Origin of the sequence: Antarctobacter sp. (assembly GCF_965277915.1) — a bacterium.
Classification (GTDB): Bacteria; Pseudomonadota; Alphaproteobacteria; order Rhodobacterales; family Rhodobacteraceae; genus Antarctobacter.
On the sequence record NZ_OZ255849.1, the window covers coordinates 3,834,404 to 3,851,023 of the forward strand.

Annotated in this window: 21 protein-coding genes; 5 read left to right on the plus strand and 16 right to left on the minus strand. The window is 65.7% G+C overall.

The window, feature by feature from the left end; translation table 11 throughout:
• Positions 1-12: 12 nt before the first annotated feature.
• The 6 genes from ACQY5B_RS19630 to rpsA all read right to left on the minus strand — a co-directional run bounded on the left by ACQY5B_RS19630 (position 13) and on the right by rpsA (position 4,263).
• Positions 13-675, minus strand: coding sequence for a phosphoribosylanthranilate isomerase (locus tag ACQY5B_RS19630; RefSeq protein ID WP_420327826.1), 663 nt, complete (start codon positions 673-675; stop codon positions 13-15).
• A gap of 97 nt (positions 676-772) precedes the next feature.
• On the minus strand, positions 773-1,132 hold the full coding sequence (locus ACQY5B_RS19635) for a lipopolysaccharide assembly protein LapA domain-containing protein (protein WP_305969421.1): 360 nt from the start codon (positions 1,130-1,132) through the stop codon (positions 773-775).
• Positions 1,133-1,135: 3 nt separating this feature from the next.
• Positions 1,136-1,417 carry an integration host factor subunit beta gene (gene ihfB, locus ACQY5B_RS19640; protein ID WP_043141735.1) on the minus strand — a complete coding sequence of 94 codons (282 nt, stop codon included), beginning with the start codon at positions 1,415-1,417 and terminating at the stop codon, positions 1,136-1,138.
• Positions 1,418-1,637: 220 nt separating this feature from the next.
• A complete protein-coding gene (locus tag ACQY5B_RS19645; RefSeq protein ID WP_305969419.1) occupies positions 1,638-1,970 on the minus strand; it encodes a hypothetical protein in 333 nt (110 codons plus the stop codon).
• Between the two features lie 81 nt (positions 1,971-2,051).
• Complete coding sequence (locus ACQY5B_RS19650) at positions 2,052-2,477, minus strand: hypothetical protein (RefSeq protein WP_420327825.1); 426 nt, start codon at positions 2,475-2,477, stop codon at positions 2,052-2,054.
• 121 nt (positions 2,478-2,598) lie between these two features.
• Positions 2,599-4,263 (minus strand): 30S ribosomal protein S1, encoded by a 1,665-nt coding sequence (gene rpsA / locus ACQY5B_RS19655; protein ID WP_305969497.1) that lies wholly within the window; start codon positions 4,261-4,263, stop codon positions 2,599-2,601.
• 843 nt (positions 4,264-5,106) lie between these two features.
• Between rpsA and ACQY5B_RS19660 the strand changes: the two genes are divergently transcribed.
• A complete protein-coding gene (locus tag ACQY5B_RS19660) occupies positions 5,107-6,882 on the plus strand; it encodes a calcium-binding protein (RefSeq protein ID WP_420327824.1) in 1,776 nt (591 codons plus the stop codon).
• Between the two features lie 43 nt (positions 6,883-6,925).
• Here ACQY5B_RS19660 and ACQY5B_RS19665 read toward each other — a convergent pair whose 3' ends face one another.
• The gene (locus tag ACQY5B_RS19665; protein WP_305969416.1) at positions 6,926-7,210 is read right to left on the minus strand and encodes a hypothetical protein; all 285 of its coding nucleotides are present in this window, start codon (positions 7,208-7,210) and stop codon (positions 6,926-6,928) included.
• A gap of 191 nt (positions 7,211-7,401) precedes the next feature.
• On the opposite strand from ACQY5B_RS19665, the gene ACQY5B_RS19670 reads away from it, so the two are divergent.
• Positions 7,402-7,620 (plus strand): hypothetical protein, encoded by a 219-nt coding sequence (locus tag ACQY5B_RS19670; RefSeq protein ID WP_305969415.1) that lies wholly within the window; start codon positions 7,402-7,404, stop codon positions 7,618-7,620.
• Positions 7,621-7,629: 9 nt separating this feature from the next.
• Here ACQY5B_RS19670 and ACQY5B_RS19675 read toward each other — a convergent pair whose 3' ends face one another.
• Both ACQY5B_RS19675 and ACQY5B_RS19680 read right to left on the minus strand, forming a co-directional pair.
• Complete coding sequence (locus tag ACQY5B_RS19675; RefSeq protein WP_420328609.1) at positions 7,630-8,496, minus strand: sulfotransferase domain-containing protein; 867 nt, start codon at positions 8,494-8,496, stop codon at positions 7,630-7,632.
• Between the two features lie 91 nt (positions 8,497-8,587).
• Positions 8,588-9,754, minus strand: coding sequence for an alpha-D-ribose 1-methylphosphonate 5-triphosphate diphosphatase (locus ACQY5B_RS19680; protein WP_420328607.1), 1,167 nt, complete (start codon positions 9,752-9,754; stop codon positions 8,588-8,590).
• 25 nt (positions 9,755-9,779) lie between these two features.
• Here ACQY5B_RS19680 and ACQY5B_RS19685 point away from each other — a divergent pair, with 25 nt between their 5' ends.
• The gene (locus tag ACQY5B_RS19685) at positions 9,780-10,466 is read left to right on the plus strand and encodes a DUF1045 domain-containing protein (RefSeq protein ID WP_420327823.1); all 687 of its coding nucleotides are present in this window, start codon (positions 9,780-9,782) and stop codon (positions 10,464-10,466) included.
• Here ACQY5B_RS19685 and phnN read toward each other — a convergent pair.
• The 4 genes from phnN to ACQY5B_RS19705 are packed head-to-tail and all read right to left on the minus strand — an operon-like array spanning position 10,448 to position 13,352.
• A complete protein-coding gene (gene phnN / locus ACQY5B_RS19690; RefSeq protein ID WP_420327822.1) occupies positions 10,448-10,990 on the minus strand; it encodes a phosphonate metabolism protein/1,5-bisphosphokinase (PRPP-forming) PhnN in 543 nt (180 codons plus the stop codon). The genes ACQY5B_RS19685 and phnN overlap by 19 nt on opposite strands.
• Positions 10,990-11,673, minus strand: a complete 684-nt coding sequence (phnL, locus tag ACQY5B_RS19695) for a phosphonate C-P lyase system protein PhnL (protein ID WP_420327821.1) — start codon at positions 11,671-11,673, stop codon at positions 10,990-10,992. The genes phnN and phnL overlap by 1 nt, the downstream gene beginning before the upstream one ends.
• A 45-nt stretch (positions 11,674-11,718) precedes the next feature.
• Positions 11,719-12,489: a phosphonate C-P lyase system protein PhnK gene (gene phnK / locus ACQY5B_RS19700; RefSeq protein ID WP_420327820.1), complete on the minus strand. Its 771-nt coding sequence runs from the start codon at positions 12,487-12,489 to the stop codon at positions 11,719-11,721.
• Positions 12,486-13,352 (minus strand): alpha-D-ribose 1-methylphosphonate 5-phosphate C-P-lyase PhnJ, encoded by an 867-nt coding sequence (locus tag ACQY5B_RS19705; protein WP_305969409.1) that lies wholly within the window; start codon positions 13,350-13,352, stop codon positions 12,486-12,488. Before ACQY5B_RS19705 ends, phnK begins: the two co-directional genes overlap by 4 nt.
• Positions 13,353-13,465: 113 nt before the next feature.
• Between ACQY5B_RS19705 and ACQY5B_RS19710 the strand changes: the two genes are divergently transcribed.
• A complete protein-coding gene (locus ACQY5B_RS19710) occupies positions 13,466-13,657 on the plus strand; it encodes a hypothetical protein (RefSeq protein ID WP_305969408.1) in 192 nt (63 codons plus the stop codon).
• Positions 13,658-13,662: 5 nt separating this feature from the next.
• Here the strand turns inward: ACQY5B_RS19710 and ACQY5B_RS19715 are convergent, their stop codons facing one another.
• From ACQY5B_RS19715 to phnG, 3 genes are read right to left on the minus strand one after another with little or no spacing between them, the layout of a single operon-like run.
• A complete protein-coding gene (locus ACQY5B_RS19715) occupies positions 13,663-14,748 on the minus strand; it encodes a carbon-phosphorus lyase complex subunit (RefSeq protein WP_420327819.1) in 1,086 nt (361 codons plus the stop codon).
• Positions 14,749-14,751: 3 nt separating this feature from the next.
• Positions 14,752-15,318: a phosphonate C-P lyase system protein PhnH gene (phnH, locus tag ACQY5B_RS19720; protein ID WP_420327818.1), complete on the minus strand. Its 567-nt coding sequence runs from the start codon at positions 15,316-15,318 to the stop codon at positions 14,752-14,754.
• Positions 15,318-15,758 carry a phosphonate C-P lyase system protein PhnG gene (gene phnG, locus ACQY5B_RS19725; protein ID WP_305969405.1) on the minus strand — a complete coding sequence of 147 codons (441 nt, stop codon included), beginning with the start codon at positions 15,756-15,758 and terminating at the stop codon, positions 15,318-15,320. The genes phnH and phnG overlap by 1 nt, the downstream gene beginning before the upstream one ends.
• Before the next feature lie 101 nt (positions 15,759-15,859).
• Here phnG and phnF point away from each other — a divergent pair, with 101 nt between their 5' ends.
• Positions 15,860-16,567: a phosphonate metabolism transcriptional regulator PhnF gene (gene phnF / locus ACQY5B_RS19730; protein ID WP_420327817.1), complete on the plus strand. Its 708-nt coding sequence runs from the start codon at positions 15,860-15,862 to the stop codon at positions 16,565-16,567.
• Positions 16,568-16,620: the final 53 nt, after the last annotated feature.

Consider the following 16,620-nt stretch of genomic DNA (forward strand, 5'->3'; position numbering starts at 1 on the left):
CAAACCAGCGGGCTAGAGCCGGGGCGCCGCCTCGGCCACTTTCGCCGCCTCGACAAAGGCGCGGACCTTGCCCAAGTCCTTGATCCCCGGCGCGCTTTCGACCCCCGAGGAAACATCCACCTGCGCCGTGCCGGTCATCGCAACGGCCAGCCCCACGTTCTCGGGCGTCAGCCCGCCCGCCAACATCCAGGGCCGCGACCAGCGCCGCCCGGCGATCAGCTTCCAGTCAAAGGCCAGCCCGTTTCCGCCCGGCAGGTCCGCCCCCTTCGGCGGCTTGGCATCCACCAGGATCTGATCGGCAACCTGCTGATAAACCGCCAGTTTTTCCAGATCTTCGGCCGCCCCCACGCCCACCGCCTTCATCACCGGCAGCCCCCAGCGCGCGCGCACCTCCGCCACCCGTTCCGGCGTCTCGGCACCATGCAGCTGCACCATGTCGAGGGGCACCAGCCGCATGACCTCGTCCAGAAACTCATCCGTCGGGTTCACCATGAGACCCACCTTGGCAAGCCCCACCGGCGCCTCCAGCGCCAGAGCGCGCGCCACCTCCGGTGTCACATTGCGCGGGCTCTTGGCAAAGAACACCAGCCCGGCATAGCTCGCGCCCGCCCCGGCAACCATCTCCATGTCCCCGGGCCGCGTCAGACCACAGATCTTTACCCGGACGTCCGCCATCCAAGCCCCTGTTTCTTCTCTGTAAAAATACTCCCGGGGTGAATTGGCCGTCAGGCCAAGAGGGGGCAGCGCCCCCTCCCCCTCGCTCAACCGACGCTCAGCTGGCCTGGTCGAGAATCGCCAGGACCTCGTCCTTGTCCTTGTCGCGCTCGGCCTGGGTTTTCTTCAGCTGGCGCTCGAGCTTGCGCACCTCGGTCTTCTTGGCCGACGCCTCGGCACGGTACTTGTATTCGCGCAGCCATTCGAAGACCTCGCCCAGCACCCAGCCAAGCACCAGGAACCCCAGCGCCACCGCGAACAGTGGCACCTCGACAGAAAACGCCAGCCACCCCAGTTGCGGAATGCGCGCCAACCCCTCGGGCAGGGTGTTCAGCGTCACCCACTGCAGGTTCGCCACGCAGATGATCGTCAGGAAGATGAGCAGGGCAGCGTAGATGGCATAGCGGATGTAGCGCATGGATTACTTTCCGTTCAGGCGGTCGCGCAGGAGCTTGCCGGTCTTGAAGAAGGGAACGTGCTTTTCCTCGACCTGGACCGACTCTCCCGTCCGGGGGTTCCGCCCGACGCGCGCGTCCCGCTTCTTGACCGAGAAGGCCCCGAAGCCCCGCAGCTCGACCCGGTCGCCCCGGGACATGGCATTGGTGATCTCGTCGAAGATCGTGTTCACGATCCTCTCCACATCACGCTGATACAGATGCGGGTTCTCGTCTGCAATCTTCTGGATCAATTCGGATCGGATCATACCCCACGTCCCCCGGTGGAATCGGCCTTGGCCTTGTTATTTCAGCCAAACTATACGCGGGGCAGGATCAAACGGGAACCGTGCATTTTCGGGGAAAACCCATGTTTTTCCGCGCTTTGCGCTGGATTCCGCCCGTTTCGGCGGCGAATGGCGCAGTCTGCGGCGTTTTCCGTCTCCGTCTTGACCTCGTCCAATCTGCGCGATTCGGAGCGCCCCAAGCCTATTGGCAGACCGCGGCGAATTCCCTGCGCCCCTTGGAATCCCTGTTTCCGGGCTGGAAATAAATCAGCCGCATCCCGCTGTCGGCACAGACCTGCGCTGCCCGGGCACGGACCTCTTCGGGCTGCCACTTGTCGCCAAAGGCGCCGCGCAGCTGGTTCTGGTCCTTGACCGTGACCGCGCGCATTGTCAGCTCGGTTCCGCCGCCCGTGGGCGCCTCCTGGATGAAGCGCGTGTCCTCGTCCGGGATCACGATCTGATCCTGCGCCAGCACCGGCCCGCACAGGACCGCCAGCACACAGAAGGCCGCAGCCCGCCCCATCATCCTTCGCATCTCGTCACCTCCAGCACCGACTCGCCGCCCGAGAAAAGCAAACCCGCGTCCGGAAGGCGAGCCTTTCCTGCTTCCCCGTGATCAGACCTCGACAGTTTCGCCCGTGCGGGCCCCAAGACGGGCCCGGGCAGCGGTGCCCGTGATGCGGTTCATCACGAAAGGACCGGACACGAACAGCCCTGGCGCGCGGATTGTCCAGTTGCCCTCGATCCGGTTGCCGTCCGGCGAGACATGGCCAGTGTAATGAATCGGGTCTTCGCCATACCGGGGACGGCCGATGTAGGCCTTGCGAAAGTGGACCTCGCGCCCGCTGCGGCTGCCGCTCACCTCGGCCTCGATTTCCGCGCCGGCGTCCGGGGCAAATGTATTGGGTTCCAGCGTCGTGCCCCAGATCACCCCGCCCACGTCAAAGAGCGTCGCGGCAAAGGGCACCGATCCATCCCCGTCCTGGCCGTAGTCATAGACGCCGGTCCAGTCGCCGCTCAGATCCAGTCCGCCTGCCTGCATGGATACCCCCTGTTGCCCGGCCCGAGCCTAACCTCCGCTCCGGAGCGTGCAAGCCGCAACAAAAAAGGCCCCCGCGATTGCGGAGGCCTCGATCCTTTTCAGCCCAAGGGCCGTGCGACGATCACTCGTCGCCGGACTTGAGCGCGGCGCCCAGGATGTCGCCCAGCGATGCACCGGAGTCGGACGAACCGTACTGTTCGACGGCCTCTTTCTCTTCGGCGATCTCGCGTGCCTTGATCGACAGGCCCAGACGACGGGTCTTGTTGTCGATGTTGGTGACGCGGACGTCGACCTTGTCACCGACCGAGAAACGCTCGGGGCGCTGTTCGGCACGGTCACGCGACAGGTCGGAGCGGCGGATGAAGGACTTCATGCCTTCGTATTCCACCTCGATGCCGCCGTCCTCGATCGCGGTGACCTCGACGGTCACGATCGAGCCGCGCTTCACGCCGCCAACCGCATCGGCGAACTTGTCGCCACCCAGCGCCTTGATCGAGAGCGAGATACGCTCTTTCTCGACGTCCACTTCGGAGACGACGGCCTGAACCACGTCACCCTTGCGGTATTCCTGGATGGCTTCCTCGCCGCGCTGATCCCAGGACAGGTCGGACAGGTGGACCATGCCGTCGATCTCGCCTTCGAGGCCGATGAACAGACCGAATTCGGTGATGTTCTTGACCTCGCCTTCGACCTGCGTGCCCTCGGGGTGCGTCTCGGCAAAGACTTCCCACGGGTTGCGCATGGTCTGCTTGAGACCCAAGCTAACGCGGCGCTTGGCGCTGTCGATTTCCAGAACCATGACGTCGACCTCTTGCGAGGTGGAGACGATCTTGCCCGGGTGGACGTTCTTCTTGGTCCAGGACATTTCGCTGACGTGCACCAGACCTTCGACACCCGGCTCCAGCTCGACGAAGGCGCCGTAGTCGGTGATGTTGGTGACGCGGCCCTTGTGGACCGAGGCCAGCGGGTACTTGACGCCCACCAGATCCCACGGATCTTCCTGCAGCTGCTTCATGCCCAGGCTGATACGGTGGGTTTCCTTGTTGATCTTGATGACCTGGACCTTGACGGTCTCGCCGATCGACAGGATCTCGGAGGGGTGGTTCACACGGCGCCATGCCATGTCGGTGACGTGCAGCAGGCCGTCCACACCGCCCAGGTCGACGAAGGCGCCGTACTCGGTGATGTTCTTGACCACGCCGTCAACCGCGTCGCCTTCTTGCAGCTTGCCGATGACCTCGGCGCGCTGTTCGGCGCGGCTCTCTTCGAGGATCGCGCGGCGCGAGACAACGATGTTGCCACGGCGACGGTCCATCTTGAGGATCTGGAACGGCTGCTTGAGACCCATAAGCGGGCCGGCATCGCGCACGGGGCGCACGTCGACCTGCGAACCGGGCAGGAAGGCCACGGCGCCGCCGAGATCGACGGTAAAGCCACCCTTGACACGGCCAAAGATCGCGCCTTCGACGCGGGCGTCGTCGGCATAGGCCTTCTCCAGGCGGTCCCAGGCTTCTTCGCGGCGGGCCATCTCGCGCGAGATGACGGCTTCGCCACGGGCGTTTTCTGCGGCACGCAGGTAAACCTCGACTTCGTCGCCGACGTTCACGTCGGGCTGTTCACCGGGCTCCGCGAATTCCTTGAGCTCGACACGGCCTTCCATCTTGTAGCCGACGTCGATGATGGCTTGTCCCGCTTCGATCGCGATGACCTTGCCTTTGACGACAGTACCCTCATCAGGCGTGTCCATTTCGAGGCTTTCATTAAGGAGGGCCTCGAATTCCTCCATCGATGCGCTGGGCATATGTGTGTTTGGTCCTTTACAACGGTTTTTTCTGGCCGAGCGGTTGTCTCCGCCGGTCTTGGATTGGTCTCATTAGCTGCCGCAAAACAAAGAGGGCCGGAGATGTCCGACCCTGCTCGATCTCTCTGCCGCGGCATTTGTTGCCTTGTCGACGCTCGCGCGTATAGAGCAAGGACGCCGCGGGATCAAGCCCTGGTACCGGGGAACGCGCGGGATCCCGGCGGCTGGCGATACCGTAGGCCGCGCCATGCCGCGCGTCGACTTGGACCCCGTTTTGGCGTATCGTGGATTCATGATATTTTTTTGCGATTTGCATTTTCGCACCGACGTTTTCCCGGAGGCGTGCATGAAACTCCTGACTGCATTGACGACCGTCAAGGCGTTGCCGCTTGCCTTGACCGCGGCCCCCTTTGGGAGGCCGCCGCAAAGGTCGGCATGACCGCTTGCAACCTCCGCATGGTCACGGCAGGGCGACCCGCCCGGCCAAGCAGTCGCCAGCGTTCCGGGCCGCCGGAACGCAAGAGTGGCGCCGGACGTCGTACAGGTCGCGCGGGCGACATTCCCAACCTCCAGCACGGCCCTTCCTCTTTCGACCGCGCCGAACGACAGGAGTTTCCGGCCCCCCAGACCCCATGGGTGGTGCCACGACTGCCAAGGGCCCCGCCGCGATGACCGTGCAAGCCCCCATCGAGACAGGTCCAAAGGCAGGATCACAGGGCAGAACCTCGGACGCCAGCCCCGGCCTCCGGGGCCAATTGCCAGACGTTCTTTCGCAGCGAGGGTCCTGACCCGACGCCCGCTGCACAGGATTCAACAAAGGAGACACCCATGACCATTCTCTCTTCAGGCAGCGGCACGGTTGTCGTGCCCGGTGGCGACATCACCTTCCTTCTGACGAACAGCGTACGCAGCACCACCGGCACTGCCACAAACACGATCGAGGCGGACGGCACCGGCACCTTCGACTTCTTCAACGACGGCATCATCGTCTCCGCTGACGACGACGCCTTCAGCCTCCAGCTTGATTTCGACAGCGCGATCTACAACGGCGCAACCGGCATCATCCGGGCCTTCGACACCGGCGTCCTGGTGTTCGCCAGCACGGAGGGAGCAGGCACCGACTTCTACATGGAGAACCACGGCGAGGTCAGCGGCGGCGACGAGGGCGTTTTCCTCTCGGGCGTATTGGCGGGCGACAAGGCCACAATCGTCAACTCGGGCCATATCAGCGGCGTGACCCACGCGATCGAAACCGACCGCGCCACGACGGTGATCAATTCCGGCACGATCTCGAGCCAGAGCGAGGCGATCGATTTCCGCCATAACGAAGAATATCATCTGGTCAATTCCGGTATCGTCACCGGACAGTTCCGGGCCGTCGGCGCCGGCGGCCCCTCGAGTGTCGTCGTCATCGACAATACAGGCACGATCCAGGGCGGTTTCCAGGCCATCCTGACCAACGACGGCGACGACATCCTGCGTAATTCCGGCCTGATCGAAGGCAATGTCGACATGCTCGACGGAAACGACACCGTCCGCAACGACGGGGTCATCTCCGGCAACCTCGAGCTTGGCGTCGACAACGATACCTATGTCGGGTTCGGCGGCACCGTCACCGGCGAGATCAATGGCGAGTCCGGCAACGACACCATCATGGTCGACCAGAACGACGCCGACATCGACGGCGGCGCGGGCATCGATCTCGTTCTGGCGCGGGGGGATGTCCTGGATGTCACCAACGTCGAGGAAATCCGCCTGCTGGGCGGCGCAGACCTCGAGGTGCGGGGATCCAACCTGTCCGAAACGATCAACGGCAACCGCGGCGACAACCTTTTGCTGGGGGAAGGCGCGTCCGACACCATCAACGGCGGCGCGGGCAATGACGAGATCCAGGGCGGCGACGGCAACGACGAATTGGCCGGCAGCATCGGCGACGACCTGATAAACGGCGGCGCGGACGACGACACGATCACCGGCGGCCCGGGCCATGACACGTTGCTGGGCGGCTCCGGCACGGATGACCTGAACGGCGGAGCGGGGGACGACTCGCTGGACGGGGGATCCTTCGACGACACGCTTGGCGGATTTTCCGGCAATGACACTCTGAAAGGCGGGTCCGGCAATGACGTGCTGGCAGGGCACGAAGGGAGTGACCTGCTGGACGGCGGCGAAAACGACGACACGCTCGACGGCGGTGCCGGCGACGACGTGCTGCGCGGAGGCGATGGAACCGACGTGCTGCGCGGGCGCGACGGCGCCGACACGATCTCTGGCGGAACGGGGCTCGACTTCATGACCGGGGGGCAGGATGCCGACACCTTCAGATTTGCCTCTGCCGCGGAGGCGGGGACCGGCGCCAACCGTGACCAGATCCTCGACTTCGACCAGGGCACCGACGTGATCGACCTCGCCGGGATCATCGACGGGGCGCTTGGCTTCGTCGGCACCGGACCATTCACCGCCGCGAACCAGATCCGCCTGGTCGAGACGGGCGCGGGCTCGACTATCGTGCAGATCAACCTCGACGCCAACCTTGCCACGGTCGAAGGCGAGATCCGCGTGGCCGACGTGACCGGCCTGACGGCGGATGATTTCGCTCTATGAACAGGCTTCAGAGGCCGGGCGAATTGTCCGGCCTCTACGCACCTCAGCCAGAGGCAAAGACATTGCCCCCCATTGCCGCGGTCATTTTCATCGGCAGTTCCTCTGCCGCCTGAGACCGGATTTCCGCGATCCGGGCCTGTGCGGTCTCGGCTGCCGCTTCGGTGTCGTACTCTGTCACCACCATGAAACTGCGGTCCGCCACCCGCACCATCGAAACCCGCTGTGCACCGACCGCCCGGACTAGCGGCACGTATTTTTCGCGGGCCAAGGCCTCCATCTCCTCGGTCCAGTCCTCAGTTTCCCAATGTGAAATCGTGAAAAAGGCCATCGTCCAGTCCTCCCTCCAATGCCCGCACCAAAACGGCGCGGCACCGCCAGTCTGCGCCTTTTTGGGCGAATCAGGAAATCTGACCAAACCGGCCGGGCGCTCTGCGGGCTTCACCCCGCCCTTCAACTCGGCGCCAGGAACCCTATGTTAAAACAGTCAACATTGAACCTTCGCCGCCCTGGGATTCCGGAATGAACTATGTTCTCGCCCTCTTCCTGCCGCCGCTCTCGGTCCTCCTGACCGGGCGGATCTTCCTTGCGATCGTCGTCCTGCTGATCTGGATTCCGGCCATCATCTTCTCGGGCGGGCTGACCCATCCGATGTTCATCCTGCTGGCGTGGATCCTGATCTATCAATCCGGCGAGGAACGGCGCACGCGCCGGATCGAACGCAGTGGCCGTTCCGACTGACAGGCCGGCTTATGCCGCGCTCCCCCACTCCAGCCAGCGCCGGTCCTCGGGGGAAAGGGCCTTGGAAATCACCGCGTCATAGGCCGCCAGGTCGTCCTCGGTCAGACGCCCTTCCCACTTGTTGGACGTGGCGCTGTCGAAGAACCCCGCATCGCTGTTCCAGAACCCCTGCCCCGCCGAAGGGGTAAAGCGATCCGCGTTGGCCTTCATGTTGTCGAATGTCGCCGCCTCGCTGCAGGCGGCCATCAGGTCCGGTGGGTGGTCGATCCCGACGTGCCCCGCTAGCTGCGCCACCGCGCCGGGCAGGTCACGCAGCATGTCGGCGTAGTGCAGCCGGATCAGGTTTTCGCGCGGCTCGCGCGCCCGCGTGCACCGAAAGTGATCGAGGATCGCCGGCAGACCGGTGTGATCCTCACAGGTCAGGAACTCCCGGAAACTCTCGGACGGATCCTCTGGAAAGGGCGGCAGGCCGGCGTCGAAGCCCATGTTGCGCCGGTGCTTGCGCATCGAGAAATGCACGTCGATCGGGTGCCGGTACACGGTGACATAGCGCAGCTCGGCCCAGATCGGGATGCAGTCGAAGGGCGAATGCGTCTTGACCTGGCGCCGATGTTCCTGTGCTTCCAGCCGCGCCATGACTTCGCTGACGTCGCGGACGTTGATGTCGATCCAGGGCGATTTCATCGAGGTCTGCGCATCCACCCCCGGATCGCCCGCGATCAGCATGGCAAGGATACCCTGCGTCCAGGTCGTGCCGGATTTCGGCGGGGTCGAAACGACGATGTCGCCCGCGCGCGGAACGAAGTGCGTCCAGCGCGACGAGTCGCTGATCGGATCGGTAAAGACGCGGCTGGGCAACTCGGAGGCGGTCAACATACGCACGGATCCCTTGTCTGGCGCCCGGCAAGCCCGAACGGAACCAGATTACGCCAGTATCCGCGCATCGCGCAGCGGTTTTTCTCGGGTCTCAGGCCACCTGGCGCCCCCGGCTCCAGACTCCCCGCAGCAGGGGCACATGGTCGGCGACGCGGAAACGCATCAGGTCTGCCCGGCGCCCTTCTTCCAGAACGCCCCGGTCATCCAGCCCCACTGCCTCGGCGGGCGCCTTCGTCACCGTCGCGATCCCGCGCGCCATGTCGCCCCAGGTCTCGCCCAGCCGGACAGCGGCCTGCAGAAGCGCCGCCGGAACATAGTCGGACGACACGATGTCCAGCAGCCTTTCTCGCGCCAGGTCCTCTGCCGCGACGTTGCCAGAGTGAGAGCCGCCCCGGATCAGGTTCGGCGCCCCCATCATCACCGCGATGGCATGTTCGTGGCAGGCCCTTGCCGCCTCGACCGTGGTCGGGAACTCGGCCAGCCGGATGCCATGCCCGGCCGAAACAGCGACCTGTTCGGCGGTGGTATCGTCATGGCTGGCCAGAACCGCGCCAAAGCGCGCCGCCTCCTGAACCGCGACCGCCTCGTGCGCCGCGCCGTTGCGGGCACGCAGGTCTTTCAGGTGGGCGATATGTTCGATGAACTCGGCATCCGACATGCCACGTTTCGATTTCACATATTGTTCCAGCTTCGAGATATCGCGGAACTGCCGCTGACCCGGCGTGTGATCCATGATGCTGACAAGGCCGACCCGGTCCTCGCGCCCGAACTCGGCCAGCTCTTCTGCCAGCGTCTCGGAACAGACCTCGGCCCGCAGGTGCAGGAAATGGCTGATCTTCAGCATGTCGGCGGCGCGCAGGTCCAGCATCTCGCTGGCCAGCGACCGGGCGTATTTCCTGTAGCGCCCCTTGCCCGTCGGGATCGACCCCACCCGCATGGCGTCAAAGACCGTCGTGATCCCGGTCGAGGCCAGTTCGGCGTCATGGGCGACGATGGCCGCCGCATGGGGCCAGTCGACGCCGGGGCGCGGTTCGATATGGCGTTCCAGATTGTCGGTGTGCAGTTCGATCAAACCCGGCGCCAGGAAGTCCCCGCCGCAATCGACCGCACCGGCAGGCACGTTTGCACCCTCGCCCATTCCGACGATGACGCCGTTTTCCGCATGCAACCAACCGCGCGCCACCCCATCGGGCAGCACCAGTGTCGCATTGGCAAATGCCAGGCTCTCTGTCACGCCGCCGTCACGCGCATCGGGCATAGGCCCGGCAAGAGTGGAGGTCGTCATGCATTTCTCCCGTTACGCTGTCTACGTGACCCTTCCCAAGGGTCCCTTGTCCGATTTCGGCGCTGCCTGGCTGGGCTGGAACGCCGCGACGGGCGAACGGCCCGACGCGCCCGTGGTTCACGGACTGCCGCGGCCCGCCCATGAGATCACCGCGACCCCGCGCAAATACGGGCTGCACGGCACGATCAAGCCGCCGTTCCGCCTGGCCGAAGGCATGGATTTCGATGCGCTGCACGATGGCTTCGCCAGCTTTTGCGCCACCCGGGCGCCGGTGACGCTGGACGGGCTGGCACTGACCCGGCTGGGCCGCTTCCTGGCCCTGACCCCAGTGGGCGAAACCGATGCCCTGTCCACGCTGGCCGCCCGGACGGTCGAGGCGCTGGACCCGTTCCGCGCCCCCCTGACCGAGGCAGAGCTGGACAAGCGGCGAAAGTCCGGCCTGAACGCGCGGCAAGAGGCGCTGCTGACCCGCTGGGGCTATCCCTACGTAATGGACCAGTTCCGCTTTCACATCACGCTCAGCGGCAAGCTGGACCGAGACATGGCCGAACAGGTGCGCAGCGCCCTGCTGCCCCATGTCGAACCGCGCCTGCCACGCCCCTTCACGATCGAGGCGCTGACGCTCTGCGGCGAGGATTCCACCGGCTATTTCCACGAGCTGCACCGCTACGCCCTTTCCGGCTGAAGCCGGGCCAGGATGGTGTCGACGGTGCGCTCCAGCGGGCCGGAATTGTCGATCTCGATCACCGGCAGCCCGGCCGGCAGAGCCTGCCCCTTACGGGAGAGGCGCGCGGCGATCTCCTCGGCGCTTTCGCGGCCCCGCCCGGCCAGACGGCGCGCCAGCACCTCGGCCGGAGCGGTCAGCGACAGGACGACGAAACGGGGAAACCGGGCCTGCGCCTGTGTCAGGACGGCGCGCGACAGGTTCACCAGCACGTCGCTGCCCTCGGCCAGTTGCTGGTCCACCGCGACCGGGATGCCATAGGCCAGCCCGTGCACGCGCCAGGACAGCGCAAAGCCGCCCGCGCGGTCCGCCTCTTCGAACGCGGCCTCGCTGATGGCAAAGTGATCCTCTCCCCCTGCCTCCTGCGGGCGGGTGATCCTGCGTCGCAGCAGGACAAACCGCGGATCGCGCGCCGCCAGCGCCGCCATGACGCTGTCCTTGCCCACGCCCGACGGCCCCACCACCGCGATGAACCGTCCCTGCATCAGGCGGCCGCCTGCGGGGAAAAGCCGGTCACATCCACCACGCGGTCACAGACCGCGGCGCGCGCCTCGGCGTCGTGGAAGATGCCCACGATGGCCGCGCCGCGCGCCTTGGCCTCGTGGATCAGTTCCAGCACCGTGTCGCGGTTCGCCGCGTCCAGCGAGGCGGTTGGTTCGTCCAGCAAGAGCGCCGGGTAGGCATGGGCAAAACCGCGCGCGATGTTCACGCGCTGTTGCTCGCCGCCCGAAAAGGTGGTGGGCGAAAGGCTCCACAACCGTTCAGGGATGCGCAGGCGGGTCAGCAGTCCGCGCGCCCTGTCGGTTGCCGCCGCACGGTCCACGCCCACCGACAAAAGCGGTTCCGCCACCACGTCCAGCGTCGGCACCCGCGGCACCACGCGGAGGAACTGGCTGACATAGCCCAGCACCTCGCGGCGCAGGCGGATGATCTCGCGCGGTTCGGCCCGCACCACATCGACCCCGCCGATCAAGATCTCTCCGGAGGCGGCCAGGTAGTTGCCGTAGATCATGCGCATCAGCGTGGATTTCCCGGCCCCGGAGGCGCCGGTCAGCGCCACGCATTCGCCCGGCGCAACCGAAAGCGAGGCCCGCTCCATCACCCGGATCACCGCACTGCCCTGGTTGTGCAGGGTGAAGGTCTTGGACACTTCCCGAATTTGGATCATGACATTAACCTATTGTTAAATTTCAATGTTTCGCGCGCGAAACACTCAGACCTGAAGCACGGAACTGACCAGAAGCTGGGTATAGGCGTGCTGAGGATCATCCAGCACCTGGTCGGTCAGCCCGGCCTCGACGACATGCCCGTCCTTCATCACCATCAGCCGGTCGGCCAGCAGGCGCACAACGGCCAGGTCATGGGTGACGATGATCGCCGACAACCCCATCTCGCGGACAAGTCCGCGCAGCAGGTCCAGCAGGCGGGCCTGCACGCTGACATCCAGCCCGCCGGTGGGCTCGTCCATGAACACCAGGCGCGGCCCGGTCACCAGGTTGCGGGCAATCTGCAACCGTTGCTGCATCCCCCCCGAAAAGGCCGTGGGCCTGTCGTCGATGCGGCTGGAGTCGATTTCCACCCGGCCAAGCCAGTCCTCGGCGCTGTCGCGGATTTCCCCGTAGTGACGTGCGCCGACGGCCATCAGGCGTTCGCCCACGTTGCCGCCCGCGCTGACATTCATGCGCAGCCCGTCGCGGGCGTGCTGGTGGACAAAGGCCCAGTCGGTCCGGCCCAGCATCCGCCGTTCCGGTTCGGACATGGTGATGGTGTCCTTCATGCCCTCGGCGCGGGTGTCGAACATCACGCGACCCGCGTCGGGGGCAAGGTGTCCGGCCATGCAGTTCAACAGGGTCGACTTGCCCGACCCGCTTTCCCCCACGATCCCCATGACCTCACCCGGCCAGAGATCGAAGGACACATCGGCACATCCGATCCGGGCGCCATAGCGTTTTGTCAGGCCCTCGACCTTCAACAGCGGTGTCATGCGGCATCCTCCGTCTTGCCCTGTGCGCCGACATGGCCCGCCGCGCGACGAGCGCGGCAGTAATCGGTATCGGAACAGACGAACATCCGCCCGCCCGCGTCGTCCACGATCACCTCGTCGAGGTAACTGTCCTCTGCCCCGCAGAGATCGCAGGGCGCATCGGCCTTGGAGGCCTCGAAAGGGAAATCCTGGAAGTCCAGGCTGACGACCTGCGTATAGGGCGGCAGCGCGTAGATCCTCTGTTCACGGCCGGCGCCGAACAACTGGATCGCGGCCATGCCGGACATCTTGGGGTTGTCGAACTTGGGGATCGGACTGGGGTCCATGACATAGCGCCCCTCGACCTTGACCGGATAGGCATAGGCGGTTGCGATCTGTCCGTGCCGCGCGATGTCCTCGTACAGCTTGACGTGCATCAGCCCGTAGTCTTCCAGCGCGTGCATCTTGCGGGTCTCGATCTCCGAGGGCTCGAGAAACCGCAGCGGTTCAGGGATCGGCACCTGGTAGACCAGCACCTGATCCTCGGTCAGCGGCGCCTCGGGGATGCGGTGCCGCGTCTGGATGACGCTGGCACTGGCGGTGTCCTCCGTGGTCTCGACACCCGCCGTACGCTCAAAGAACTTGCGGATGGACACGGCGTTGGTGGTATCGTCGGCGCCCTGGTCGATCACCTTGAGCCGGTCCTCGGGCGTCAGCGTCGCGGCCGAGACCTGCACGCCGCCCGTGCCCCAGCCATAGGGCATGGGCATCTCGCGGCTGGCAAAGGGCACCTGGTAGCCGGGGATCGCCAAGCCCTTGAGGATGGCACGCCGGATCATCCGCTTTGTCTGTTCGTCAAGGTAGGCGAAATTGTAGTCGCTCATGATTTCGGCCCCGAAATTTCCTGCAAATTGCACCCCGATTTCCCGTTTCGGTCACGGGAATGCCCAAGTTCAGGCGCAACCATTGGGCGACACCCCGACCAAGGAGAGGACATATGTCGGATCAACTGACCATCATCCTGATCACGCTGGCCGGCGTGCTGACCATTGGCATCCGCTACGCGCTCTCGGTCTGGTTGCCCGAGGACTCCAAGCTGAACACGCTTTTCAGCGAAAGGCGCCTGACCGTATCCAACAGCAAGGAGGCCTGGTGGCTGAAGAACAACCCTGCCGCACGGGTCGACTGACTGGGTCATTCCGCCGCCTCCTGCCCGGCGCCTTCCGCCTCGCGGCGCAGGCGCCGGACCAGCTCCAGCTCGGACTGGAAGTCGACGTAATGCGGCAGCTTGATGTGTTCGAGAAAGCCCGTCGCCTGGATGTTGTCCGAGTGATACAGCACGAATTCCTCGTCCTGCGCGGGCGCGCCCATGTCATCCTCGCCCAGCTCGCGCCAGCGCAGGGCGCGATCGACCAGCGCCATCGAGATCGCCTTGCGCTCGGACTGGCCGAAGACCAGGCCGTAGCCACGAGTGAACTGCGGCGGTTCCGTCTTTGACCCGGTGAACTGGTTGACCGTTTCGCATTCGGTCACCTCGATCTCTCCGATCTCGATGGCAAAGCCCAGTTCCGGAATGTCCATCTCGACCGCCACTGTGCCGATGCGCAGCTCGCCGACGAAGGCGTGGTTGCGCGCATAGCCGCGCTGCGTGGAATAAGCCATACCGAGGACAAAGCCCTCATCCCCCCGCGTCAGGGCCTGCAATCGCAGCGCGCGGCTGCCGGGCAGTTCCATCGGCTCGCGGGTCAGGTCCGGCGGGGTCTCATCGCTGGCATCCTCGGTCTGGATCAGCCCCTCGTGGTTCAGGAACTCGGTGATATGCGGCGTCGGTTCCTTGCGCGGCGCGGCCTGCGGCGCGGGCGGCACCTCGCCATCGGCGGCCAGTTTGAAATCCAGAAGACGGTGGGTGTAATCGAAGGTCGGGCCCAGCACCTGCCCGCCCGGCGCATCCTTGAAGGTGGCCGAGATACGGCGGATGCAGGCCATGTTGCCCGTGTCGATGGCATGCGTGGACCCAAAGCGCGGCAGGGTCGTGCGGTAAGCCCGGATCAGGAAGATCGCCTCGATCAGGTCGCCGCGCGCCTGCTTGATCGCCAGCGCCGCCAGGTCGGGATCATAGAGCGACCCTTCGGCCATGACCCGGTTGACCGCCAGCTTCATCTGCTCGCGGATCTGATCGACGCTCAGCTCGGCAACCGCGGTATCGCCCCGGCGTTCCTCCGCCAGCCAACCGTGCGCGTTCTCGATGGCGCGTTCGCCCCCCTTGACGGCAACATACATCGCTCAGCCCTCCACTTGCGTGCTGCGCGGCAGGGCCGCGAGGCGGTTTGCAGCGCAGAAATAGGCGTCCCACCCCAGCGGGAAGCGCGCCGAATTGACCCGGAACGCCGCGACCTCGGGCAAGGAAAGCCGGGCCTTGTCACGGATCCCCGGGCCGGTCAGGGTCGCCCCTTCGGCCCTCAGATCCGGCTGCTCGACGATCAGAGTGGCAGAACGATCCGGGTATTGCGCCGTGCCGATGCGGAAGCGATCCAGCGGCTGCAGGGCGTCCCATGTACCCAGCGCGAAATCGCAGGCTTCGGCACCGACCAGCGGCGCGCCCGCGTGAAAGGTGATCCAGTCGCGGACCTCGGCGCAGTCATGCGCGCCGGCCAGGTGCACGCCTGTTTCCGGGTCGCAGAGCGTCAGGATCAGAACCCCGGCCGCGCGTGACAGCGGTGCGGGCGGTTCGGCCCCCGCAACCTCGTGGATCGTGCCGGGGCGTGCCATTGCCTGCATCGCGGCGCGAAAGGCGCGGGCCGCTTCGACCGGCGCATCGGCAAAACCGCCCTTGAGAACCGCAGCCTCCATCAGTCGTCTCCCCTGACCAGCGTGAAGAACTCCACCTTGGTGGCGGCAGCCTTTGCGGCGCGCGCCTCGGCGCGTCCGGTCATCTCCGCGCGCAGAGGCTCCAGCACCTCGGCCCGGATCCGCTCTGCCGCCTCCGTCTGCATCAGCGCATCGACCAGCGCGGCACGTTCCGCATGCGCCTTGTCGCGGCCCTGCACATATCCATGACCCACGGCCCCGCCTTCCAGCTGCAGGGAACAGCGCGTCACCGTCATTTCCCCCATGTTGAAGGGCGCGCCGGTGCCGCCCATGCGCCCGCGCACCATTGCGGCGCCGATCTCGGGCGCGCGCAACCAGGTGAAATCGGGCGCACCCCGCCCCTCCCAGAGCGCGGCCAGCGCCCTGGGCGGCGCCTTGGCCAGCAGGCTCATCCAGTCTTTGCGGGCGGTCATCTTGGTCATCTAGACACCTTGCGGAGTTGTCGGAATATTTATACAACTAGACAAATTCCTACTCTCTGCCCGCGAGTCGGGCAAGAGTGACAGCGTGAAAGTTTCGTGACATGCCCCGCCCCGCGCTCTGGACCGCGATTTCCGACAGCCTGACCTGCGACATCGTCTCGGGGCGCTATGGCCCGGGGGACAAATTGCCGACAGAGGCCGAGCTGTCGGCCCGCTTCGGGGTGAACCGCCACACGGTGCGCCGCGCCCTGCAGGCGATGGCCGACGAGGGGCTGGTGCATGCGCGGCGCGGTGCCGGGGTCTTTGTGGCCGCGCGCCCGACCGAGTATCCGATTGGCCAGCGCGTGCGCTTTCACCGAAACCTGCGCGCCGCCGGGCGGGTCCCGGGCCGCCAATTGCTGATGTCGGAGACCCGGTCCGCCGATGCGGAGGAGGCGCGCGCCCTGCGGATCGCCCCCGGCGACCCCGTGCTGGCCTACGAGACCATTGCAACGGCAGATGGCGAGCCGATTGCCCTGGGCGAGGGGGTCTTTCCCGCCGCGCGCCTGCCCGGGATGCCGGAGGCCCTGCAGGCGCACAGTTCTGTCACCGCAGCCCTGGCGGCCTGCGGCGTGGCCGATTACACGCGCGCCTCGACCCGGGTGACGGCCCACCTGGCCACCCCGACACAGGCACGGCGCCTGCGCCTGCCCGATGGCGCCCCCCTGCTACGAACAACCGGCGTGAATGTCGATCCCTCGGGCCAGCCGATCGAATACGGCACCACCTGGTTCGCCGGCGACAGGGTGACGCTGACACTGGAGCAGTGACACCAAATCCCTTTGTTTCATGGAAAAAACAGCCATTTGTCACCCCGGTGATA